This is a genomic window from Sphingobium sp. EP60837 (genome assembly GCF_001658005.1).
Taxonomy (GTDB): Bacteria; Pseudomonadota; Alphaproteobacteria; order Sphingomonadales; family Sphingomonadaceae; genus Sphingobium; species Sphingobium tyrosinilyticum.
Window position 1 is genome coordinate 1,538,305 of the sequence record NZ_CP015986.1, and the last position, 15,373, is coordinate 1,553,677.

The 15,373-nt window shown below is 62.2% G+C and carries 16 protein-coding genes, 1 tRNA gene and 1 pseudogene; 9 read left to right on the plus strand and 9 right to left on the minus strand.

Annotated elements, in window-relative coordinates; all coding sequences use genetic code 11:
- Positions 1-323: 323 nt before the first annotated feature.
- Complete coding sequence (locus tag EP837_RS07515) at positions 324-2,138, minus strand: FAD-binding protein (protein ID WP_225870513.1); 1,815 nt, start codon at positions 2,136-2,138, stop codon at positions 324-326.
- A gap of 206 nt (positions 2,139-2,344) precedes the next feature.
- Here EP837_RS07515 and EP837_RS07520 point away from each other — a divergent pair, with 206 nt between their 5' ends.
- Positions 2,345-2,920: a TetR/AcrR family transcriptional regulator C-terminal domain-containing protein gene (locus EP837_RS07520; protein WP_066526014.1), complete on the plus strand. Its 576-nt coding sequence runs from the start codon at positions 2,345-2,347 to the stop codon at positions 2,918-2,920.
- A 184-nt stretch (positions 2,921-3,104) separates the two neighbouring features.
- On the opposite strand, the pseudogene EP837_RS07525 reads toward EP837_RS07520, so the two are convergent.
- Both EP837_RS07525 and EP837_RS07530 read right to left on the minus strand, forming a co-directional pair.
- Positions 3,105-3,464 (minus strand): annotated as a pseudogene (locus EP837_RS07525) (IS110 family transposase); the annotation flags it as partial.
- A 73-nt stretch (positions 3,465-3,537) separates the two neighbouring features.
- Positions 3,538-5,058 carry a GH39 family glycosyl hydrolase gene (locus tag EP837_RS07530; protein WP_066526017.1) on the minus strand — a complete coding sequence of 507 codons (1,521 nt, stop codon included), beginning with the start codon at positions 5,056-5,058 and terminating at the stop codon, positions 3,538-3,540.
- Between the two features lie 431 nt (positions 5,059-5,489).
- On the opposite strand from EP837_RS07530, the gene istA reads away from it, so the two are divergent.
- From istA to yaaA, 3 genes are all read left to right on the plus strand, one after another.
- Entirely contained in the window at positions 5,490-6,785 is a 1,296-nt protein-coding gene (istA, locus tag EP837_RS07535; RefSeq protein WP_156518418.1) for an IS21 family transposase, read from the plus strand.
- On the plus strand, positions 6,785-7,582 hold the full coding sequence (gene istB / locus EP837_RS07540) for an IS21-like element helper ATPase IstB (RefSeq protein ID WP_066523638.1): 798 nt from the start codon (positions 6,785-6,787) through the stop codon (positions 7,580-7,582). The genes istA and istB overlap by 1 nt, the downstream gene beginning before the upstream one ends.
- Before the next feature lie 242 nt (positions 7,583-7,824).
- Positions 7,825-8,577: a peroxide stress protein YaaA gene (gene yaaA / locus EP837_RS07545; protein ID WP_066526022.1), complete on the plus strand. Its 753-nt coding sequence runs from the start codon at positions 7,825-7,827 to the stop codon at positions 8,575-8,577.
- A gap of 72 nt (positions 8,578-8,649) precedes the next feature.
- Here yaaA and EP837_RS07550 read toward each other — a convergent pair whose 3' ends face one another.
- The 5 genes from EP837_RS07550 to EP837_RS07560 form a co-directional block, all read right to left on the minus strand.
- The gene (locus tag EP837_RS07550) at positions 8,650-9,537 is read right to left on the minus strand and encodes an MlaA family lipoprotein (protein WP_066528941.1); all 888 of its coding nucleotides are present in this window, start codon (positions 9,535-9,537) and stop codon (positions 8,650-8,652) included.
- Positions 9,538-10,003: 466 nt separating this feature from the next.
- Positions 10,004-10,210 carry a hypothetical protein gene (locus EP837_RS21925; RefSeq protein ID WP_335676074.1) on the minus strand — a complete coding sequence of 69 codons (207 nt, stop codon included), beginning with the start codon at positions 10,208-10,210 and terminating at the stop codon, positions 10,004-10,006.
- Positions 10,113-10,556, minus strand: a complete 444-nt coding sequence (locus EP837_RS21930) for a tyrosine-type recombinase/integrase (protein ID WP_335676092.1) — start codon at positions 10,554-10,556, stop codon at positions 10,113-10,115. Before EP837_RS21930 ends, EP837_RS21925 begins: the two co-directional genes overlap by 98 nt.
- Positions 10,516-10,806, minus strand: coding sequence for an Arm DNA-binding domain-containing protein (locus EP837_RS21935; RefSeq protein WP_335675538.1), 291 nt, complete (start codon positions 10,804-10,806; stop codon positions 10,516-10,518). The genes EP837_RS21930 and EP837_RS21935 overlap by 41 nt, the downstream gene beginning before the upstream one ends.
- Positions 10,807-11,084: 278 nt before the next feature.
- Positions 11,085-11,171, minus strand: a tRNA-Leu gene (locus EP837_RS07560).
- Positions 11,172-11,315: 144 nt separating this feature from the next.
- On the opposite strand from EP837_RS07560, the gene EP837_RS07565 reads away from it, so the two are divergent.
- Positions 11,316-12,071, plus strand: a complete 756-nt coding sequence (locus tag EP837_RS07565; protein WP_066526026.1) for an alpha/beta fold hydrolase — start codon at positions 11,316-11,318, stop codon at positions 12,069-12,071.
- Positions 12,071-12,940, plus strand: coding sequence for a tetratricopeptide repeat protein (locus EP837_RS07570; RefSeq protein WP_066526028.1), 870 nt, complete (start codon positions 12,071-12,073; stop codon positions 12,938-12,940). The genes EP837_RS07565 and EP837_RS07570 overlap by 1 nt, the downstream gene beginning before the upstream one ends.
- A gap of 6 nt (positions 12,941-12,946) precedes the next feature.
- Here EP837_RS07570 and EP837_RS07575 read toward each other — a convergent pair whose 3' ends face one another.
- Positions 12,947-13,651 carry an SIMPL domain-containing protein gene (locus tag EP837_RS07575; protein ID WP_066528946.1) on the minus strand — a complete coding sequence of 235 codons (705 nt, stop codon included), beginning with the start codon at positions 13,649-13,651 and terminating at the stop codon, positions 12,947-12,949.
- Between the two features lie 102 nt (positions 13,652-13,753).
- Between EP837_RS07575 and EP837_RS07580 the strand changes: the two genes are divergently transcribed.
- The 3 genes from EP837_RS07580 to EP837_RS07590 are packed head-to-tail and all read left to right on the plus strand — an operon-like array spanning position 13,754 to position 15,373.
- Entirely contained in the window at positions 13,754-14,188 is a 435-nt protein-coding gene (locus tag EP837_RS07580) for a VOC family protein (RefSeq protein ID WP_066526029.1), read from the plus strand.
- Positions 14,189-14,193: 5 nt separating this feature from the next.
- A complete protein-coding gene (gene gloB, locus EP837_RS07585; protein WP_066526031.1) occupies positions 14,194-14,916 on the plus strand; it encodes a hydroxyacylglutathione hydrolase in 723 nt (240 codons plus the stop codon).
- 55 nt (positions 14,917-14,971) lie between these two features.
- Entirely contained in the window at positions 14,972-15,373 is a 402-nt protein-coding gene (locus EP837_RS07590) for a hypothetical protein (RefSeq protein ID WP_066526033.1), read from the plus strand.

A 15,373-nucleotide genomic window follows, 5' to 3' on the forward strand; every position in this document is an offset into this window, starting at 1 on the left:
AACGACGCCGTGCAATTAGGGAATTATTGCAGTAGCAATAAGCGTCTAGGCCAACCTGAAAGCGGCAAGCCGATCAACAATGCATTCATCGAGGTGTTCACTAGCAAACTGTGCAGCGAATGCGTGAACATGGTGATCAGGAACATCCAACGACAATGCATGCAAACCCAAGCAGGGCAACCAGCCTGTTGGACCCGCTCCAGGCAGAAACTCTTGGCCCGAGCGGTCCAAACTCGGTTGGCAGCGCACCTGCGCCGCAGTTTGCTTGAGCGGACCCGCCGCCGTCACCGACGCATCACAGGCTGAGGTCTGAGTTCTTGGGATCAAGATAGGCTCGCAACGTGAGGGCCTGAGGCATAGATTCCTGCTGCGGCAATCGCCTTGGCCGCCCGGCGACCCGAATAGATGCAGTCGGCGAAGCTGAGACCGCTGACGTAGAGGTTGGAGCAGATGCCGACCGCGCTGCGCCCCGCAGCATAGAGGCCGGGAACGGGTCCGCCAGACAGCCCTTTGACCGCGCCGGTCGCCTCGTCCACGAGCAGGCCGCCGACCGTCATGCAGGAGAGCGGGAACAGGCGCGCGTCGGTGGAGGCATCGACTGCGTAGAACGGACCGGTGGTCAGTTCGGCCATCTCGTCGGGCGCCTTGTGGAATGGGTCTGCGATGTCCCCGCGCGCGGCGCGATTGTACTTGTCCAGCGAACTTGCGAATACCTCCCGCGAGAAGCCCATCTTGGCCGCGAGGTCCGCCGGCGTGGCCGCCTTGGTCGCGCCGACCAGGCAATTCACCAAGGTGATGTCGCGTTGGAAGCTCAGCACGCCTTCGCCGAAGGCGTCCTTCAAGGCTTGCCGCCATAGCTTACGGTCCATGATGATATAGGCCCGGCCATCATGCCGCTCGAGCATCTCGTCACCGATGCGGGCGCCGTACCAGGTCTCGTTGAGGTAGCGCCGGCCTTCTCCGTCCACCACCATGGCCCGGCCCCAGGCGTGCGGCGGCGAGAGAAAGCGCCATCCGGACACGCGCTCCATCAGGCCGGTCTGCCCGCCGGCCGAGACGCCCAGCATGATGCCGCTGCCATTGTCACCCAGAGTGCCGTTGGGCAGGCCGGCCGAGCAATGCGGGGCGAAGTGCCGGACCATCTCGGGGTTGCAGATGAAGCCCCCCGCGCTCAGGACGACCCCCTTTCGGGCACGCAGCCACAGGCTGGTGCGCGCGTCGGCCGCGAGCGCTTCTGCCTTGGCGAGGTAGCGATAGCCGATCGCGACGGTCAGCTGCGCGCCGGGCAGAGTCGAGGGTAGCATGGTCATCCACTTGTTCGCCTTGGCGATGAGCCGCGAGTGGCGCTCGCGAACGACGGGATCGGCGAGCCGCTCGGCCCGGACGCCGATGACCCGGCCGTCGGCATCGACCGCCACTTGGCGAACGTCGGAATGCGTATGAAATTTCAGACCTCGCGCCAGCGCCGCTGCTTTCAGCGGTGCGTAGATGCCCACGCCGAGACCGAACGGGTTCTTGCCGTTGCGGTGGACCGTCCGATGCCCCCGGGCCGCCGGCCGGGTGAGATCGCGGAACGGGCCGGCCAAGCTGCTGTCGGGGTGGTAGAGGAACTTGTCGAGCGGCGGGTAGCTGGTTTTCTTGGCATAGAGCGTGGCGCTGAACGGCGCGCCGTGCTGCCGGAGCCATTCGAAGGTCTCGGCGCTGGACTGGCAGAAATCGCGCAAGGTCTCGGCCGAGACCACATTGCCGACTTCGAAGCGCAGGTACTCTTCCATGCTCGCCGGATCGTCCTCCACGCCAGCTTCCTGCTGGATCGATGTGCCCCCTCCGGCATAATAGACGCCGCCATTGGCCGCGGTGGAGCCACCGCCTTCATACAAGTCGAGCGCGATGACGGACAGGCCTCGTCCAAGGCCGTCGAGCGCGGCCGCGACCCCCGCGCCGCCCAGGCCCACGACGATCATGTCGGCTTCGTCGTCCCAGGCATGCCGCTCCGGGTCGTCGAGCCGAAGCGGCGCATCGATGGCGAGGCCCCACTGGCTGATCGGCTGACCGGCAAGGGGAACCGGAGCAGGCGGGCGCAGGTGCCACGGATCAACCGGCAAGTGTGTCGCTGCCGTTTTCTCGGTGTAGTCCAATGCATGTCTCCCATGTGGATCAGGGCTGTCGATCCGCGCCTCTCGCTGCTTCGTAAACTTAAACTTGACGTATGGTCAAGTTGTTGTTTGTCCGCTATCGCACGGCGAGCGAAAGTGACATGAGGCGCAGCCCGGACAATGAGAAGCGGTGAAAATCCATGAGGTCTCGAAGGGGGGGGCGGCCGGAAGCCGCGGAAACGGCGAGATTGGGGGGTACTATCCTCGCTGCTGCCGAGGCGGCTTTCCTTAAGTTCGGCTTCAGCAAGGCGAGCATTCAAGCGATCGCGGCAGCCGCTGGCACAAGCAAGCAAACCGTGTTCGCGCGCTTCGGCAGCAAGGAGCGGCTGTTCATCGAGGTGAGCAACGCCCTGCTTAGGGAGCGCTTCTCAGCCGAACCGAGCCGAGGCGCGCCGGTGCGAGACAAGCTGATCGAGGTGGCCGCGCAAGCCTTGGATGCCATGCTCGATCCCAAGATGGTGATGATGTTCAGCATCATCATGGGCGAGGCCAAGCGATTTCCCGAGCTTGCGCGCTTGGCCGATGAAGATTCGACTTTCCCCGGACGAGAACGGATGCTGGCGATCATCGCCGAGGCCGCCGCAGCGGGCGAAGTGCGGTGCACCGATCCGCGCCGGGCGATGCTGATGTTGCAGGACATGGTTCTGAGTTCTCCACTCCGGGCGGCCATCGCCGGCGCGGACGACATGCCGGCGGACGCGCGGCGCAACTGGGTGACCGACGCGGTCGATATCTTCATGGACGGTTTGCGGTCTTCCAATTGACCTAATTTGCGCTCGTCGAGAGCTGCAACGCTGAGTTGGCGGCGATTCCCTCCAGGGCGGGTTCTGGTCGCCTTGCCATGTTCGCTAAGCGCCCCTGATCTGCGCCGTCGCGATTGCGGACTCCAAGCAAGGAGAAGTTTCCCAAAGAACTTTCCCTGTCGTGATCGCCGCTTATCAGGGCATGCGATTGAATGTCCAGCTGCTCCTCGCTCTTCAACTCGACGAACCGCATCGTTGGTCGGGTCGCGGCTTCCGGGATTGCCTCCGCGTCACGGTCGTCGTTCTTCTGCGCTTTGACGTAAGGGCGCACATACTCGGGCGGCATGAGCTTGACCGTGTGACCTTGGGCGAGCAACAGGCGGCCGAGATAATGGGCGCCACAGCACGCCTCCATTGCGACCGCGCATGGCGCATATTTCGACGCAAAACTCACGATACCCGCCGATCGCATTCGTCGACGCAGCACCACCGCGCCCCGTTCGTCCAACGCCGCGACGCTGCAGCTGTTCTTGCCTAAGTCGATGCCGATCATCACAATGGTCATGGCTCGCTCCTCTCTGTTAGCACCGGCATCCTATCAGATGCCGGAGAGGTGGGGCGGGCCATTCCATAAACGATCAGCTCTCGATCAGGGCAACCCCTTCTGCTGGGAGATCGAACTGCAACTCGCGCTTCGGCCCGAGGCGTACTGTCTGGGCGGGAGCGATTTCGCTCGCCCGGCGCAGGGTCGCAATCTGTGCAAGCGTGGGTAACTTGGGAGACCCCATGGCGTGCCATGCCGACACAAAGGAACCGCGTTCCTGATCGACATATCGCACCTTGATGGCCTGTCCAGGCTTCAAATCGGGTAGGCTGACGACCATGCGTTTCGCAGAGCCGACGACCGTACGGGCGGGATTGGCGCCTGGAATACCTGCAGGTTGTGATGTTTCCGCGAGATTCCACACCAGTGCCGCCAAGCGGCCGTCTCGGCGCCGTGAGGCGAGCGTCGGTCCGTTCGCGACGAGCCGCTGGTCGCCGAGCGCATGCAATAGCCGGTAGGTGTTGTAATTGGGTCGGGGGATACCGCGGTTCATCATCCCGAACCCCATCGCACCATCCTGCAGAAGATAATCGGTCGGTCCGAGTTCCTCGTACGTGCCGCTGAGCGTCCAGTGCGACATCATGTCTGCCTCGCCCAGAACGTTCGCCAGCACATGAGCGATCATCGCCGGGGAGTCCGATGCCCATTCGTCAATATAGAGTGGCAAGTTGGGAAAGGCGCTGGCTCGAACCTTCGCTCGGGCGCGCCGCACAGCCTCCGGCACTACGTCGTTAACCGACAGTTTCAGGTCTGACCCGAAAAGTTCTTTCTGTGCGTCGCCCGGATAGACGTGAGTGGAGACAAAATCGACCGGCGCATTCTCCGCCTTGCAGAAGGCGAGGAACTCAGGAATCCAGGATGTCGCTGAGGTCGCCGGGCCGCCCACCTGCAGCCTCTGGTCGATGCCCTTCACTGCGACGGCAGCCGACTTGTAAAGCTTGAAATAGTCGGCCTGCGTGCCCGACCAGAACCAGGGTGCTAAATTTGGCTCGTTCCAGACCTCGATCGGCCATCGAGCGACTTTCTCGATCCCATAGCGTTCCACCAGGAAGCGGGCGAAATCACCAATGAATTTGCCCCAATCTTCGTAGCTGGTGGGCGGTGTGTTGATGCCACGGTAGTAGCCGAAAACGCTCGACCCCGCGGCTAGCTTTTTCGGCATAAAGCTCAGCTCGATGATTGGGGACAGGTCACGTTCTACCAGCCCGTCGTACACCTCGGCGACATTCTTGAAATTGGGAGTACGGGCGCTGCTCCGCTGTAGCGTCGAGACATATACGCCGAGTTCGTCGTTTAAGATCCCATGGAAACGAACATAGTTTAGATCAATTTCTTTGCGAGCCTGATCGATGTCTCGGCGCCAGCTTTCTCGCATCGTTATGGCCGCACGATCGCTACCAACCGCATTCCAAATGTGCTTCAGCGGGCCGGCAATAGCGGAGCCTATGGTGACGCGGAGAATTTCAGGCGCGGCCACGGCCTGCGCGATCCCACGCGTGGCTGTACCCAGAGTTAGGGCGGCGCCAGCTCCTGCCACGAAATCCCTGCGGTTCATATTTAGCCTTCTCTAGCTGTGTCGGGGATTACAGAGAGATATGCACGGCTAATTGCCGCCTGCATCTCGTTCACTGACAATTTTCTCATGATAAAGCGGTCGATTGCCGACACTAAGACGCCCCCCTCCGCGCAAACTTTAATGATACTATATCGTTCGATAGTAGCAGGGCTGGCGAGACAAACAAGCGGCTTCGCGCCGCAGTATGAGGATAGCTGGCTGTCGGTATGAAATGGTCCGCACTGGGTGCCTCGCTGTCTGGCAGCTGCCAGACTCTCGAACGACCGGTTGTAGCGTTGCCGCCATTCCCACAATGGCACCGGAACGGCGGAAGCTGGTCGAGAGCCGACGCCGGGCGTGTTAGGCGACATGCAAAACTGACCCCCTCGCGTCACTGAAAACTGGCCCCCTCCGGAAGGAGGACGGGACAGATGAATATGGATGATGAGACGATCTCCGCAGTTGGCTTGCGGAGGGACGCGATGCTTGAGCCTGATGAGGTGACGGCGATGCTGAGGTTGAGGAAGCTGGGCTGGGGCAGCAAGCGCCTGGCGCGAGAGTTTGGCTGTTCGCGCACGACCGTAAAGCGATATCTTGGGGCAGGCCGGTGGCAACCCTATCAGCGGCGGGTACTTCGCGGGATGTTGGCCGGTCATGAGACATGGCTTCGTGAGCGATTTTTCCGGCACCGGGGCAATGCCGATGTCGTTCGGCAGGATTTGGCCCGTGAACTCGGTGTCGTAGCGAGTTTGCGGACGGTTGAGCGAGCAGTGGCTGGCTTTCGGCAACAGCTGGCGGCAGAAGCGCGCGCGACGACACGGTTCGAGACGCCGCCAGGTCACCAGCTTCAGATCGATTTTGGCGAGAAGCGCGTCTGCATCGGTGGTGATAGGGTCCGAATATATGTTTTTGTCGCGACCCTGGGCTATTCCCGCCGCCCCTTCACGATGGCATTCCGCCATGAGCGGCAGTCGGCCTGGTTCGATGGCATGGAGGCAGCCTTTCGCCATTTTGGCGGCGTAACCGAAGAGGTGCTGCTGGATAATGCGGCGGCGCTGGTCACGCGCCATGACGCGGCGACGCGGGAAGTTGTGTTCAACGATCGGCTACATGCTTTCTCACGTTACTGGGGCTTTCGGCCGCGGGCATGCGCGCCCTATCGTGCTCGCACCAAAGGCAAGGACGAGCGCGGCGTCGGCTACGTAAAAAACAATGCACTAGCGGGTCATGGCTTTGCCAGCATGGAGGCACTGGAGCAGCATCTGGCCTGGTGGATGCGCGAGATCGCGGATTTACGCTGCCATGGTTCGACCGGGGAACCCCCGCTGCAGCGCTTTGTCCGTGACGAGGCGAGCAAGCTCAGGCCCTTGAATGGCCGGCCGCCGTTCCGGCAGATCCGCGAGCTGGTGCGCAAGGTGCACGGCGACTGTGCCGTCGAGATCGATACGAACGCCTACTCGGTTCCCTGGCGCCTGGTGGGCGAAACCGTGCAGGTAACAGTCAGTGCTGGACGTGTGTCGGTCTTCCATGCGGGGCGGTTGGTTGCCGAGCATGCCGAGGCTGCGGGTCGCCATCGCCGGCTGACAGACCCTGCGCACTTTGTCGGCGTTGCGGGCGCCAACGGTCCTGTGCGGCGTGCCGAAACCTTCGAGGAGCCACGGCTGCATCTGCCCGAGTTGCTGCGCCCCCTGGCTGAATATGAGCAGCTGGCAGGAGGGCGTTGGTGATGGCTATCGACCATGAAACGCTGCTGGGCTGGCTGAGCCGGCTGAAGCTCACCGCTATCCGCGACCAACTCGATACGTTGCTCGATGAGGCCGCGCGGCAGGATCTGACCATGCGCGAGACATTGGCGTTCCTGTGTGAGCGCGAAATCGCGCGCAAGGACGAGCGCCGGGTAGAGATGGCGATGAAGATCGCTCACTTCCCGCATGCCCGCGAACTTGACGGGTTCGACTTTGACGCCCAGCCCAGCGTCGATCCCCTTCAGATACGGGAGCTCGCCACGGCCCGCTGGGTCGCCCATGGAGAAGCAGTGCTGCTGCTGGGTCCACCGGGCGTGGGCAAATCACACCTGGCGATCGCGTTGGGCCGGGAGGTGATCCGCCAGAACCATACCGTGCTGTTCACCACCGCGCAGGCGCTGGTTGCCGCCTTGGTAAAAGCCCATGGCGAAGGGCGACTTGAAGAGCGCCTCGCCTTCCTTGCCAAACCTAAGCTGCTCATCGTGGACGAACTGGGCTACCTCCCGTTCGACCCAAACGCCGCGCATCTGTTCTTCCAGCTAGTGTCACGCCGTTATGAGCGAGGAGCGATGCTCATCACTTCCAACCGCAGCGTGGGAGAATGGGGAACCGTCTTTGGCGATCCGGTGGTGGCCACCGCAATCCTGGATCGTCTTCTTCACCACAGCCACGTCATCACGATACGCGGCGACAGCTACCGATTGCGCGAAAAGCGACGGAGTGGCCTTTTGCAAAAGGCCACTCCGTCGCTTGAACCAGCAGGCAACGAACCATCATGAAAGGGGGCCAGTTTTAGGTGTCGCTAAGGGGACTCTTTCCGATGTCGCTTGAAAGGGCGACCGGCAGCTTTCCTCAAATCCCGCCTCCGAACCGGACATTCGCCTCCGGCCAACTCTTGTCGTTTTCTGTCTGTGTCCGACGGTCCCATTTGGGCCATTTGCTCGCCACCGGTATATGTTCTGTGTCGGGAAACAAGATCGATGGTTTGACCCCCGGTGGAGCCGCAGCTACCGCCGAAGCTATGATCGTTCTGCTATCTCCAGCGAAGACGCTCGACTTCGAGCGTGCGTTGCCGCCCCTGACGGTTACTGCGCCGCATTTTGCGGAGGAGGCGTGCAGCCTCGCCCGTTCGGCGGCAAATCTGTCGCAGAAGCGGCTTGCAGAGCTGATGCATATTTCGCCGCGCCTCGCGAAACTCAATGCCGACCGCTTTCGTGATTTCTCCGATTTACCGCAAAGGCAGGCGCTCTATGCTTTTGCCGGTGACGTATATACCGGCTTCGAGGTTGACACGCTCGACGAGGCCGGCGTCGCTTTTGCACAGGATCATGTGCGGATGCTATCGGGGCTGTATGGGTTACTCCGGCCTCTTGACGTCATTCGACCCTATCGTCTGGAAATGGGAACCCGGTGGGCGCCCCGCCACAGAAAGCTGACCGACTGGTGGGGCGATCGAATTGCCGCGCTGCTGCGGGCGCAGGTCGCGGAAGAGGGATCGGGTGTCGTGCTCAATCTGGCCAGCCAAGAATATTTCGCGGCTGTCGAAGGCAGGCTCGAGGGCCTGCGCGTGATCCACGTTGATTTTCGCGAGCCGGGTGCCAACGGGCCTCGTTTCGTGAGCTTCAATGCGAAGAAGGCGCGGGGCATGATGGCGCGGTGGATGTGTGAACACCACATAACCGACGTTGAGGCCATGCGCGGCTTCGACAGTGACGAATATCGGTTCGACCCGGCTGAGAGCGACGCTGTGCATTGGCGTTTCATCCGGTCCTGAGCAGTGTACGAACTGACTACCTGCACCTCGGTGCCGAAATTCGATCAGCCTCGGGAATGAAGCCTTTGACGGCTACTGCCGGGCTGCGTCATCTTCTCCCATCCGTCGCCCGTAAACCGGTGACACATCACCGCTGGTGCGTCCATGGAGCGCCTCGATCTCAGCCTTGCGCTGCTCCAGATACAAGTCGCGATAGGCAGCATAGGGATCATCTTCCTTGCGGATCTGCTGGACGGTGTCGTCAAAGGCGGCACGCTCGCCAAGCTGGTTGAGGATCGTCGCCGGAATGACATAGGCTGGTTTAGTGAATGGCTTTCCGATCAGGAAAGGCACTGCCATCTTGTCCACGGTGTCGCCGATGATATCCCGCAAAGTAGTCGGTCCAACGATCGGCAGATACATGTAGGGACCTGGTCCAACGCCATAATAGCCCAGCACATTGGCCAGACCGTTGGGACGATAGCGCAGGAAAAAGGGCTTGCGCTTTGCCATGTCGAACAGCCCAGCGACGCCTAGCGTCGAGTTGATGGTGAAGCGCCCGGCTGTTTCCATTGCCTTGCCGGGCTTCAGCTGCAGCATATAAGCCGCGAAGACCACCGGTTCCTGCAAGTTGGCGAAGAAGTTGCGAAAGCTTTTGCGGACTGGCTTGGGCAGGCCCTTATTATAGGCTTTCGCCACTGGCTCGACCACTGCTCTGTCCACGGACTGAACCGCCTCGAAGCTTTTCGCATTAAGATTTTCAAACGGGTCTCCAGGCGGAGCCCGTTCTGCGCCGGTCACGACGATGTCATGGATCTGGTCGTCCGCGCCGTTCGCCGAAGGAGGAGCTACGGCTATACCCAAAGCGGCTCTGGCGCTTGCCACATCCACCAGTGGCGAAAGTTCGGGTGCCGGTGCATCCAGCCTCGCCGCCTGCGCACCCATCATCAACATTCCCGCGGCCAGGCCCGGTAGCAGCATAGTCCCGTCCTTTTGCAACGGCCAATCGCCACACGCGGCCAGGCCTTCACGTTCAAATTGCATTTCGGACCTACTCTTCAAGTGGTCTGCGCCTGCGCCGCTAAATGCGACGTCGCGCCCCGTCAATAGAGCTGATTTTCCGTTAGGACCGGGCTTGCTGATGCTTCAAATCATGACGGTGAGGTGCGCAGCGGACGGTACCGGCTGGTCACTCATCTTCAGAGGTTAAGTGCGATATCGCCTTGGGCGTCACATTCCCGTCTGCTCCAGTGCCAGCCAACCCTCTCAACAGCATCGGCAACCATCAACCATCAACTTTGTACGGCTATGCTCTTCAGGCTTAAGTACGTGGGTTGCGGGCTAGGTCATCGAGATAATCGGACCATGCTTGCATCATCGCTACACGTTCTTCGCAATACTCTCCCCGGGGCATAGGCCCGCCGAACCGCGTCGGCTTCAGCATGTGCTAATCGGCGTTCAACAGCGTCCGGATGCCATTTACCCATTCGTTGAGCAGGGTGCTCGCCCTGGCTCGAAAGCTGTGACTTGTCATCTCGTCGCCAGAGTGGCCCAGTCTACGCAGCGCTCCGTTCAAAGCGTTCTCGGACATCGGGCGCTTCATAGACTGGAAGCCGGGAAATACAAACTTCCCTGCCCCAGTGACCTTCTGAATGGAAGCAAGGATTGCCAGCGACTGCCTCGACAACGGTACGCGATGGGGTCGGCGCATTTTTCATCTTTTCCGCCGGGATGCACCACAACGCCTTGTCGAAATCGATCTTGGCCCATTCGGCGTGACGTAGCTCGCCGGGGCGGACGAAAACATGAGGCGCAAGTCGCAGAGCTGCCCGTGGGACCGCATGGCCGTCAAAGGCCTCGATCGCCCGCATGAGCGGTCCGACCTGCTGACTGTTGGTGATGGCGGCCAAATGCTTGCCCTTAGGGGTAGTCAGCGCATCTCGCAGCTTGGCCGATAGGTCATGCTCTACCCGCCCGGTGGCGATTGCGTAGCGAAACACCCTGCCACAGACGCTTCTCAACCGTCTCGCGCTCTCGTTTTGCCAGCCACTCTTCGGCCACCGTACGAAAACCGGTGGTTGCTTCAAACGGTTCGCGCGCCTCAGCCTCCTTGCGCGTTGCTGTCGGGTCCGAGCCGGCCGCCAGCAGCTTGCGGGTTGCTTCTCGTTTCTCTCGCGCTACCGCTAGGGTGATCAATGGGAACACTCCCATCGCCATTGTCTTGGCCTTGCCCTCGAAACGGTAATTCATGCGCCAGTAGCGCCCCCCCTTGAGGAGTAATCAGAAGATAGAGTCCGTGCCCCTCTGCGAGCGTGTAGGGCTTCTCGCGAGGCTTCGCTTTTTGAGCGCAAGGGATGAAAGTGCCAGGAGGGTATCTCCTGTGGCCATGCCGGCCGATACCCGCGAAGATACCCTCAGGTACCCCGAATTCTCAAATTCACGAGCGGAAACCAGCGCACACGAGATATAAAAAAACCGCTGAATTCAGCGGTTTTTTCGAGCTCTGCGGATTTCGCCGGAAGAACAAATGGTGCCCAGAAGAGGACTCGAACCTCCACGACCTTGCGATCGCCAGCACCTGAAGCTGGTGCGTCTACCAATTCCGCCATCTGGGCACGGGGTAGGACGGCGCGATTAGCCTTTGCCCTTCACCCTGTCAATCTCGCCCATACCATTATTTTGCTTCCTTTCTGGTTTTCTGCGAACCAGCTTCTATTGGCGCGAAGCAGGACGCATCCTTCTTCCAATGGAGAAAAGCCATGGCCCCTTTCCAAGCCGCGCCGCCCGCGCTGTTCGCCCGTCCCGATGGCGTCCGGCTCGCCTATCGCCACCGCGCGGGCGCGGGGCCGACGATCGTCTTTCTGCCCGGATATATGTCCGACATGGAAGGTGGGAAGGCGGTGGCTATCGATGCCTGGGCGGCGAAGACCGGCCGGGCCATGCTGCGCCTCGACTATGCAGGCAACGGCGCCAGCGAGGGCCGGTTCGAAGATGGCACGCTCGCCAGTTGGCGCGACGACGCGCTGCTGCTGATAGATGCGCTGACGCAAGGGCCCTTGCTGCTTGTCGGATCGTCCATGGGCGGCTGGCTTGCCTTGCTGATTGCGCGCGCCAGGCCCGATCGCGTGGCGGGGGTCGTCGGCATCGCCGCTGCGCCGGATTTCACGGAATGGGGCTTCAGCGACGCGGACAAGGCGCTGCTTGCGACGGAGGGACGGCTCCTGGAGCCCACGCCCTATGGCGACGATCCTTTGGTGACGACGCTCGCCTTCTGGCAGTCCGGCCAATCGCTGCGCCTGCTCGGCGGCGAGATTGCGATCGACTGCCCCGTGCGCCTGCTTCAGGGGCAGGAGGATCGCGACGTCCCCTGGCAGACCGCGCTGCGGCTGGCCCAGCGGCTGCGTTCATATGATGTGCAGACACTGCTGATTAAGGACGGCGACCACCGCCTGTCTCGCGACGGGGATATTGCGCTGCTGATCGGCACGCTCGGCAGCCTTTTGGACACGCTCTGATGCCTTTCTTCCTCTCGCTCCTCCTCCTGACCCCGCAAGCCTACGATCCGGAAACGGAAGCAGTCCTGAACCGCCCGAAAAGGGCGAGAGCCGCGCCCGTCGCGCCCTCCACTCCGCCATCCGCGCAGCCTGCCGCCGCGGACGGCCGTATTCCTGTCCCGGAAAAATTCGCCAAGCCGTTTCAGGCGTGCCTTGACCAAGCGCTGGAATCTCCCGACCAGGGCATCGCTTTCGCGCAAAAATGGCGGCTGGAGGGGGGCGGCTTCTACGCCCGCCATTGCATGGGCTTCGCCTATGCCCGTGCCGAGCGGTGGGCGCCCGCTATCGTCGCCTTCGAACAGGCTGCGGATGAAGCCGAACGGGGCGGGGAGATGGCCCAGAGCGCACGCCTTTGGGCACAGGCCGGTAACGCCGCCCTGGCGGCTGGCGACCCGGCGAAGGCGCGCAGCGGCTTCGACGCGGCGCTGGCGCGAGGTCTGCCCGATGGCATTGAAAAGGGCGAGACCCATCTTGATCGCGCCCGCGCCTTGGTCGCCCTCGGCGACGCCAAGGCCGCTCGCGAATCCCTTGATGTCGCGCTGACGCAAGCGCCGCAGGACCCGCTTGCCTGGCTCTTGTCCGCCACGCTGGCCCGCCGATCGGGAGAATTGAAGCTTGCCCAGGCGCACATCGCGCGCGCGGTGCAGTTGTCGCCCGATGACGCATCCGTCGCGCTGGAGGAGGGCAATATCGCCGTCCTCACCGATCATGCCGATATCGCCCGTTCGGCCTGGCAGCGCGCCGTGAAGCTGGCGCCCCAGTCCTCTGCGGGGAAGGCGGCTGCCGACAATCTCACCCGCCTGCCTGCCGCAACCCCGCCGCCGAGGTGATGGCGGTCAGTTCAGGTAGAAATCGACCGTCGTGACCACCCGCACCTTTTTGTAGGGCGTGTCGCTCGACCCATCGGCCTCGCCGTCGCGCGGGTCGATCGAGAAATAGCCCTGCGTAGCACTCTTGATCCCGCCGACACTCGCCCCGCTGTCGCGTGCGAACTGTTCAGCCGCCGCTCGCGCGTCCTTGGTCGCGGCCGCAACCATCGGCGGTTTGACGTCATTAAGCTTGGTGAAGCTATACCGCATGCCCGACCCTTCCTGCAGCGTCACGCCGCGCCGAACCAGATCGAACTGCTGCGCCACGGCCCGCTGTGCGCGTGCGATGTCGGTCGTGCGCAGCAACATGCGTTGCGTGATGGTGATCGTGTTCACGCCATTGTTGATGTATTGATTGACCCCTGCGCCGGTCGGCGTCAGCGCCTCGGGCTTGAAGCCGAGGCTCGTGAAATAGGCTTTCAACTCCTTGGTATTATTGTCGATCTCCGCCCGCACCGCAGGCAGGTCGAAGCCCGTCGCTGCATAGCTGATCGACCAGGTCGCGAGGTCGGCCGTCACATTGCGTTCGGCCAATCCCCGAACGGTGACGGAGCGATCCGCTGCCTTCGCCCGCTTCAGCCCGTCGCCCAGCAAATAGCCGCCGCTCATGAGCCCAAGCGCCAGCAATCCGGCACAGCCCAGTAGCACCTTGTCGCGATACTCCAGCCCCATCTGCCTCTCCTCTTTCATCCCAGCCCGCGCCGCCCTATCTTGGGAACATTCCTGCCTTACCCGAGATGAACCGTTGCTTTATGGCGACGAACGGAGCGACCCTTGACCAAATATCTGCACACGATGATCCGTGTAACCGACATCGACCGCACGGTCGCCTTCTTCAACCTGCTCGGCCTTCAGGAGCAAAAACGCTTCGACAGTGAGCAGGGCCGCTACACGCTCGTTTTCCTCGCCGCGCCGGGAGATGAGGAGGCGCAGGTCGAACTTACCTATAATTGGCCCCCGGAAGATGGCAGCGCAGGCGAAACCTATGGCGAAGGGCGCAATTTCGGACATCTCGCCTACCGGGTCGATAATATCTACGACGTCTGCCAGCGGCTGATGGACGCAGGCGTCACGATCAACCGCCCCCCGCGCGACGGCCACATGGCTTTTGTCCGCACGCCGGACAATATTTCGATCGAGCTGCTGCAGGATGGTTATCTCGAACCCGCCGAGCCGTGGGCCTCCATGCCAACTAGCGGTCATTGGTGAGCGCCATGCTGCAGGTCGTTCGCGTCCCCGTCCTCTCCGACAATTATGTCTGGCTGCTGCATGACGACGCCAGCGGCGAGACCGTTGCCGTCGATCCCGCCGTCGCTGACCCGGTGCTGGTCGCAGCAGCCGAGCGGGGCTGGACGATCGGTCAGATATGGAACACCCATTGGCATGGCGATCATGTCGGCGGCAACGCGGCGATCAAGGCAGCGACGGGCTGCCGGATCACCGGACCCGCTGCGGAAGCGGGGAAGATCGGCACGCTTGACCGGCAGGTGGGGGAGGAGGATCAGGTCCGCATTGGCGGTCATGTGGCGACCGTCATGGAGGTGCCGGCTCACACTGCGGGGCACATCGCCTATCATCTTGCGGACGACCGGATCATCTTCGTCGGCGACACGCTCTTCGCCATGGGCTGCGGCCGGCTGTTCGAAGGGACGGCGGAGCAGATGTTCGCCAATATGGCGCGGTTCGCAGCGCTCCCGGACGAGACGACCGTCTATTGCGCACACGAATATACGCAGGGTAACGGTCGCTTCGCCCTTACGGTTGAGCCTGACAATCAGGCCCTGGCCGCCCGGATGAAGGAAGTGGATGCCGCGCGCGCTCGGGGCGAAGCCACCGTGCCGACCACCATAGGACAGGAGCGGGCTACCAATATCTTCATGCGGGCTGGCGATGTCGCGGAACTCGCGCGGCGCCGCACTGCCAAGGATACGGCCTGACGGTTCCGGCGTTACTCCACCGTCTCCTTAAAAGGAGAAAAGCTGGAGAAGTGCCATGCGGAAATGCATATATTTGGCGCCGCTGATATTGGCCGCCTGCGCGGGCGGGAACGAGCCTTCGCGCCTAACCGAAAGGCAGGCCGCTCGGCTCGAAACGGCGCTTCAGGGCAAGGTGGCGGGTGAACCGGTCAGCTGCGTCAATCGCAACTCCGCCGCCAGTCTGACGGCGATCAGCGACAGTGTGCTGCTCTACAGGGTCAGCGGACGGTTGATCTATCGCAACGACCTGATCGGCGCCTGCACCGGACTGGCGCGCGGCGACACGCTCATTGTCAAGACCTACGGCACGCAATATTGCCGCGGCGACATGGCGCGGAGCGCGGATCTTGTGACAGGATCGATCACCGGAGGCTGCGCGCTGGGGTCTTTCACCCCCTACCGTACGCCGGGCCGCTGA

What these genes read in the sequence shown, in the direction of transcription:
- EP837_RS07575 (WP_066528946.1), bottom strand. Translation starts at nt 13,651, where the DNA reads ATGGGGCTGGAGTATCGCGACAAGGTGCTACTGGGCTGTGCCGGATTG.
- istB (WP_066523638.1), top strand. Translation starts at nt 6,785, where the DNA reads ATGGCTATCGACCATGAAACGCTGCTGGGCTGGCTGAGCCGGCTGAAG.
- yaaA (WP_066526022.1), top strand. Translation starts at nt 7,825, where the DNA reads ATGATCGTTCTGCTATCTCCAGCGAAGACGCTCGACTTCGAGCGTGCG.
- EP837_RS07530 (WP_066526017.1), bottom strand. Translation starts at nt 5,058, where the DNA reads ATGAACCGCAGGGATTTCGTGGCAGGAGCTGGCGCCGCCCTAACTCTG.
- EP837_RS21935 (WP_335675538.1), bottom strand. Translation starts at nt 10,806, where the DNA reads ATGAATTACCGTTTCGAGGGCAAGGCCAAGACAATGGCGATGGGAGTG.
- EP837_RS07590 (WP_066526033.1), top strand. Translation starts at nt 14,972, where the DNA reads ATGCGGAAATGCATATATTTGGCGCCGCTGATATTGGCCGCCTGCGCG.
- EP837_RS07565 (WP_066526026.1), top strand. Translation starts at nt 11,316, where the DNA reads ATGGCCCCTTTCCAAGCCGCGCCGCCCGCGCTGTTCGCCCGTCCCGAT.
- EP837_RS07550 (WP_066528941.1), bottom strand. Translation starts at nt 9,537, where the DNA reads ATGCTGCTACCGGGCCTGGCCGCGGGAATGTTGATGATGGGTGCGCAG.
- istA (WP_156518418.1), top strand. Translation starts at nt 5,490, where the DNA reads ATGAATATGGATGATGAGACGATCTCCGCAGTTGGCTTGCGGAGGGAC.
- EP837_RS07570 (WP_066526028.1), top strand. Translation starts at nt 12,071, where the DNA reads ATGCCTTTCTTCCTCTCGCTCCTCCTCCTGACCCCGCAAGCCTACGAT.
- gloB (WP_066526031.1), top strand. Translation starts at nt 14,194, where the DNA reads ATGCTGCAGGTCGTTCGCGTCCCCGTCCTCTCCGACAATTATGTCTGG.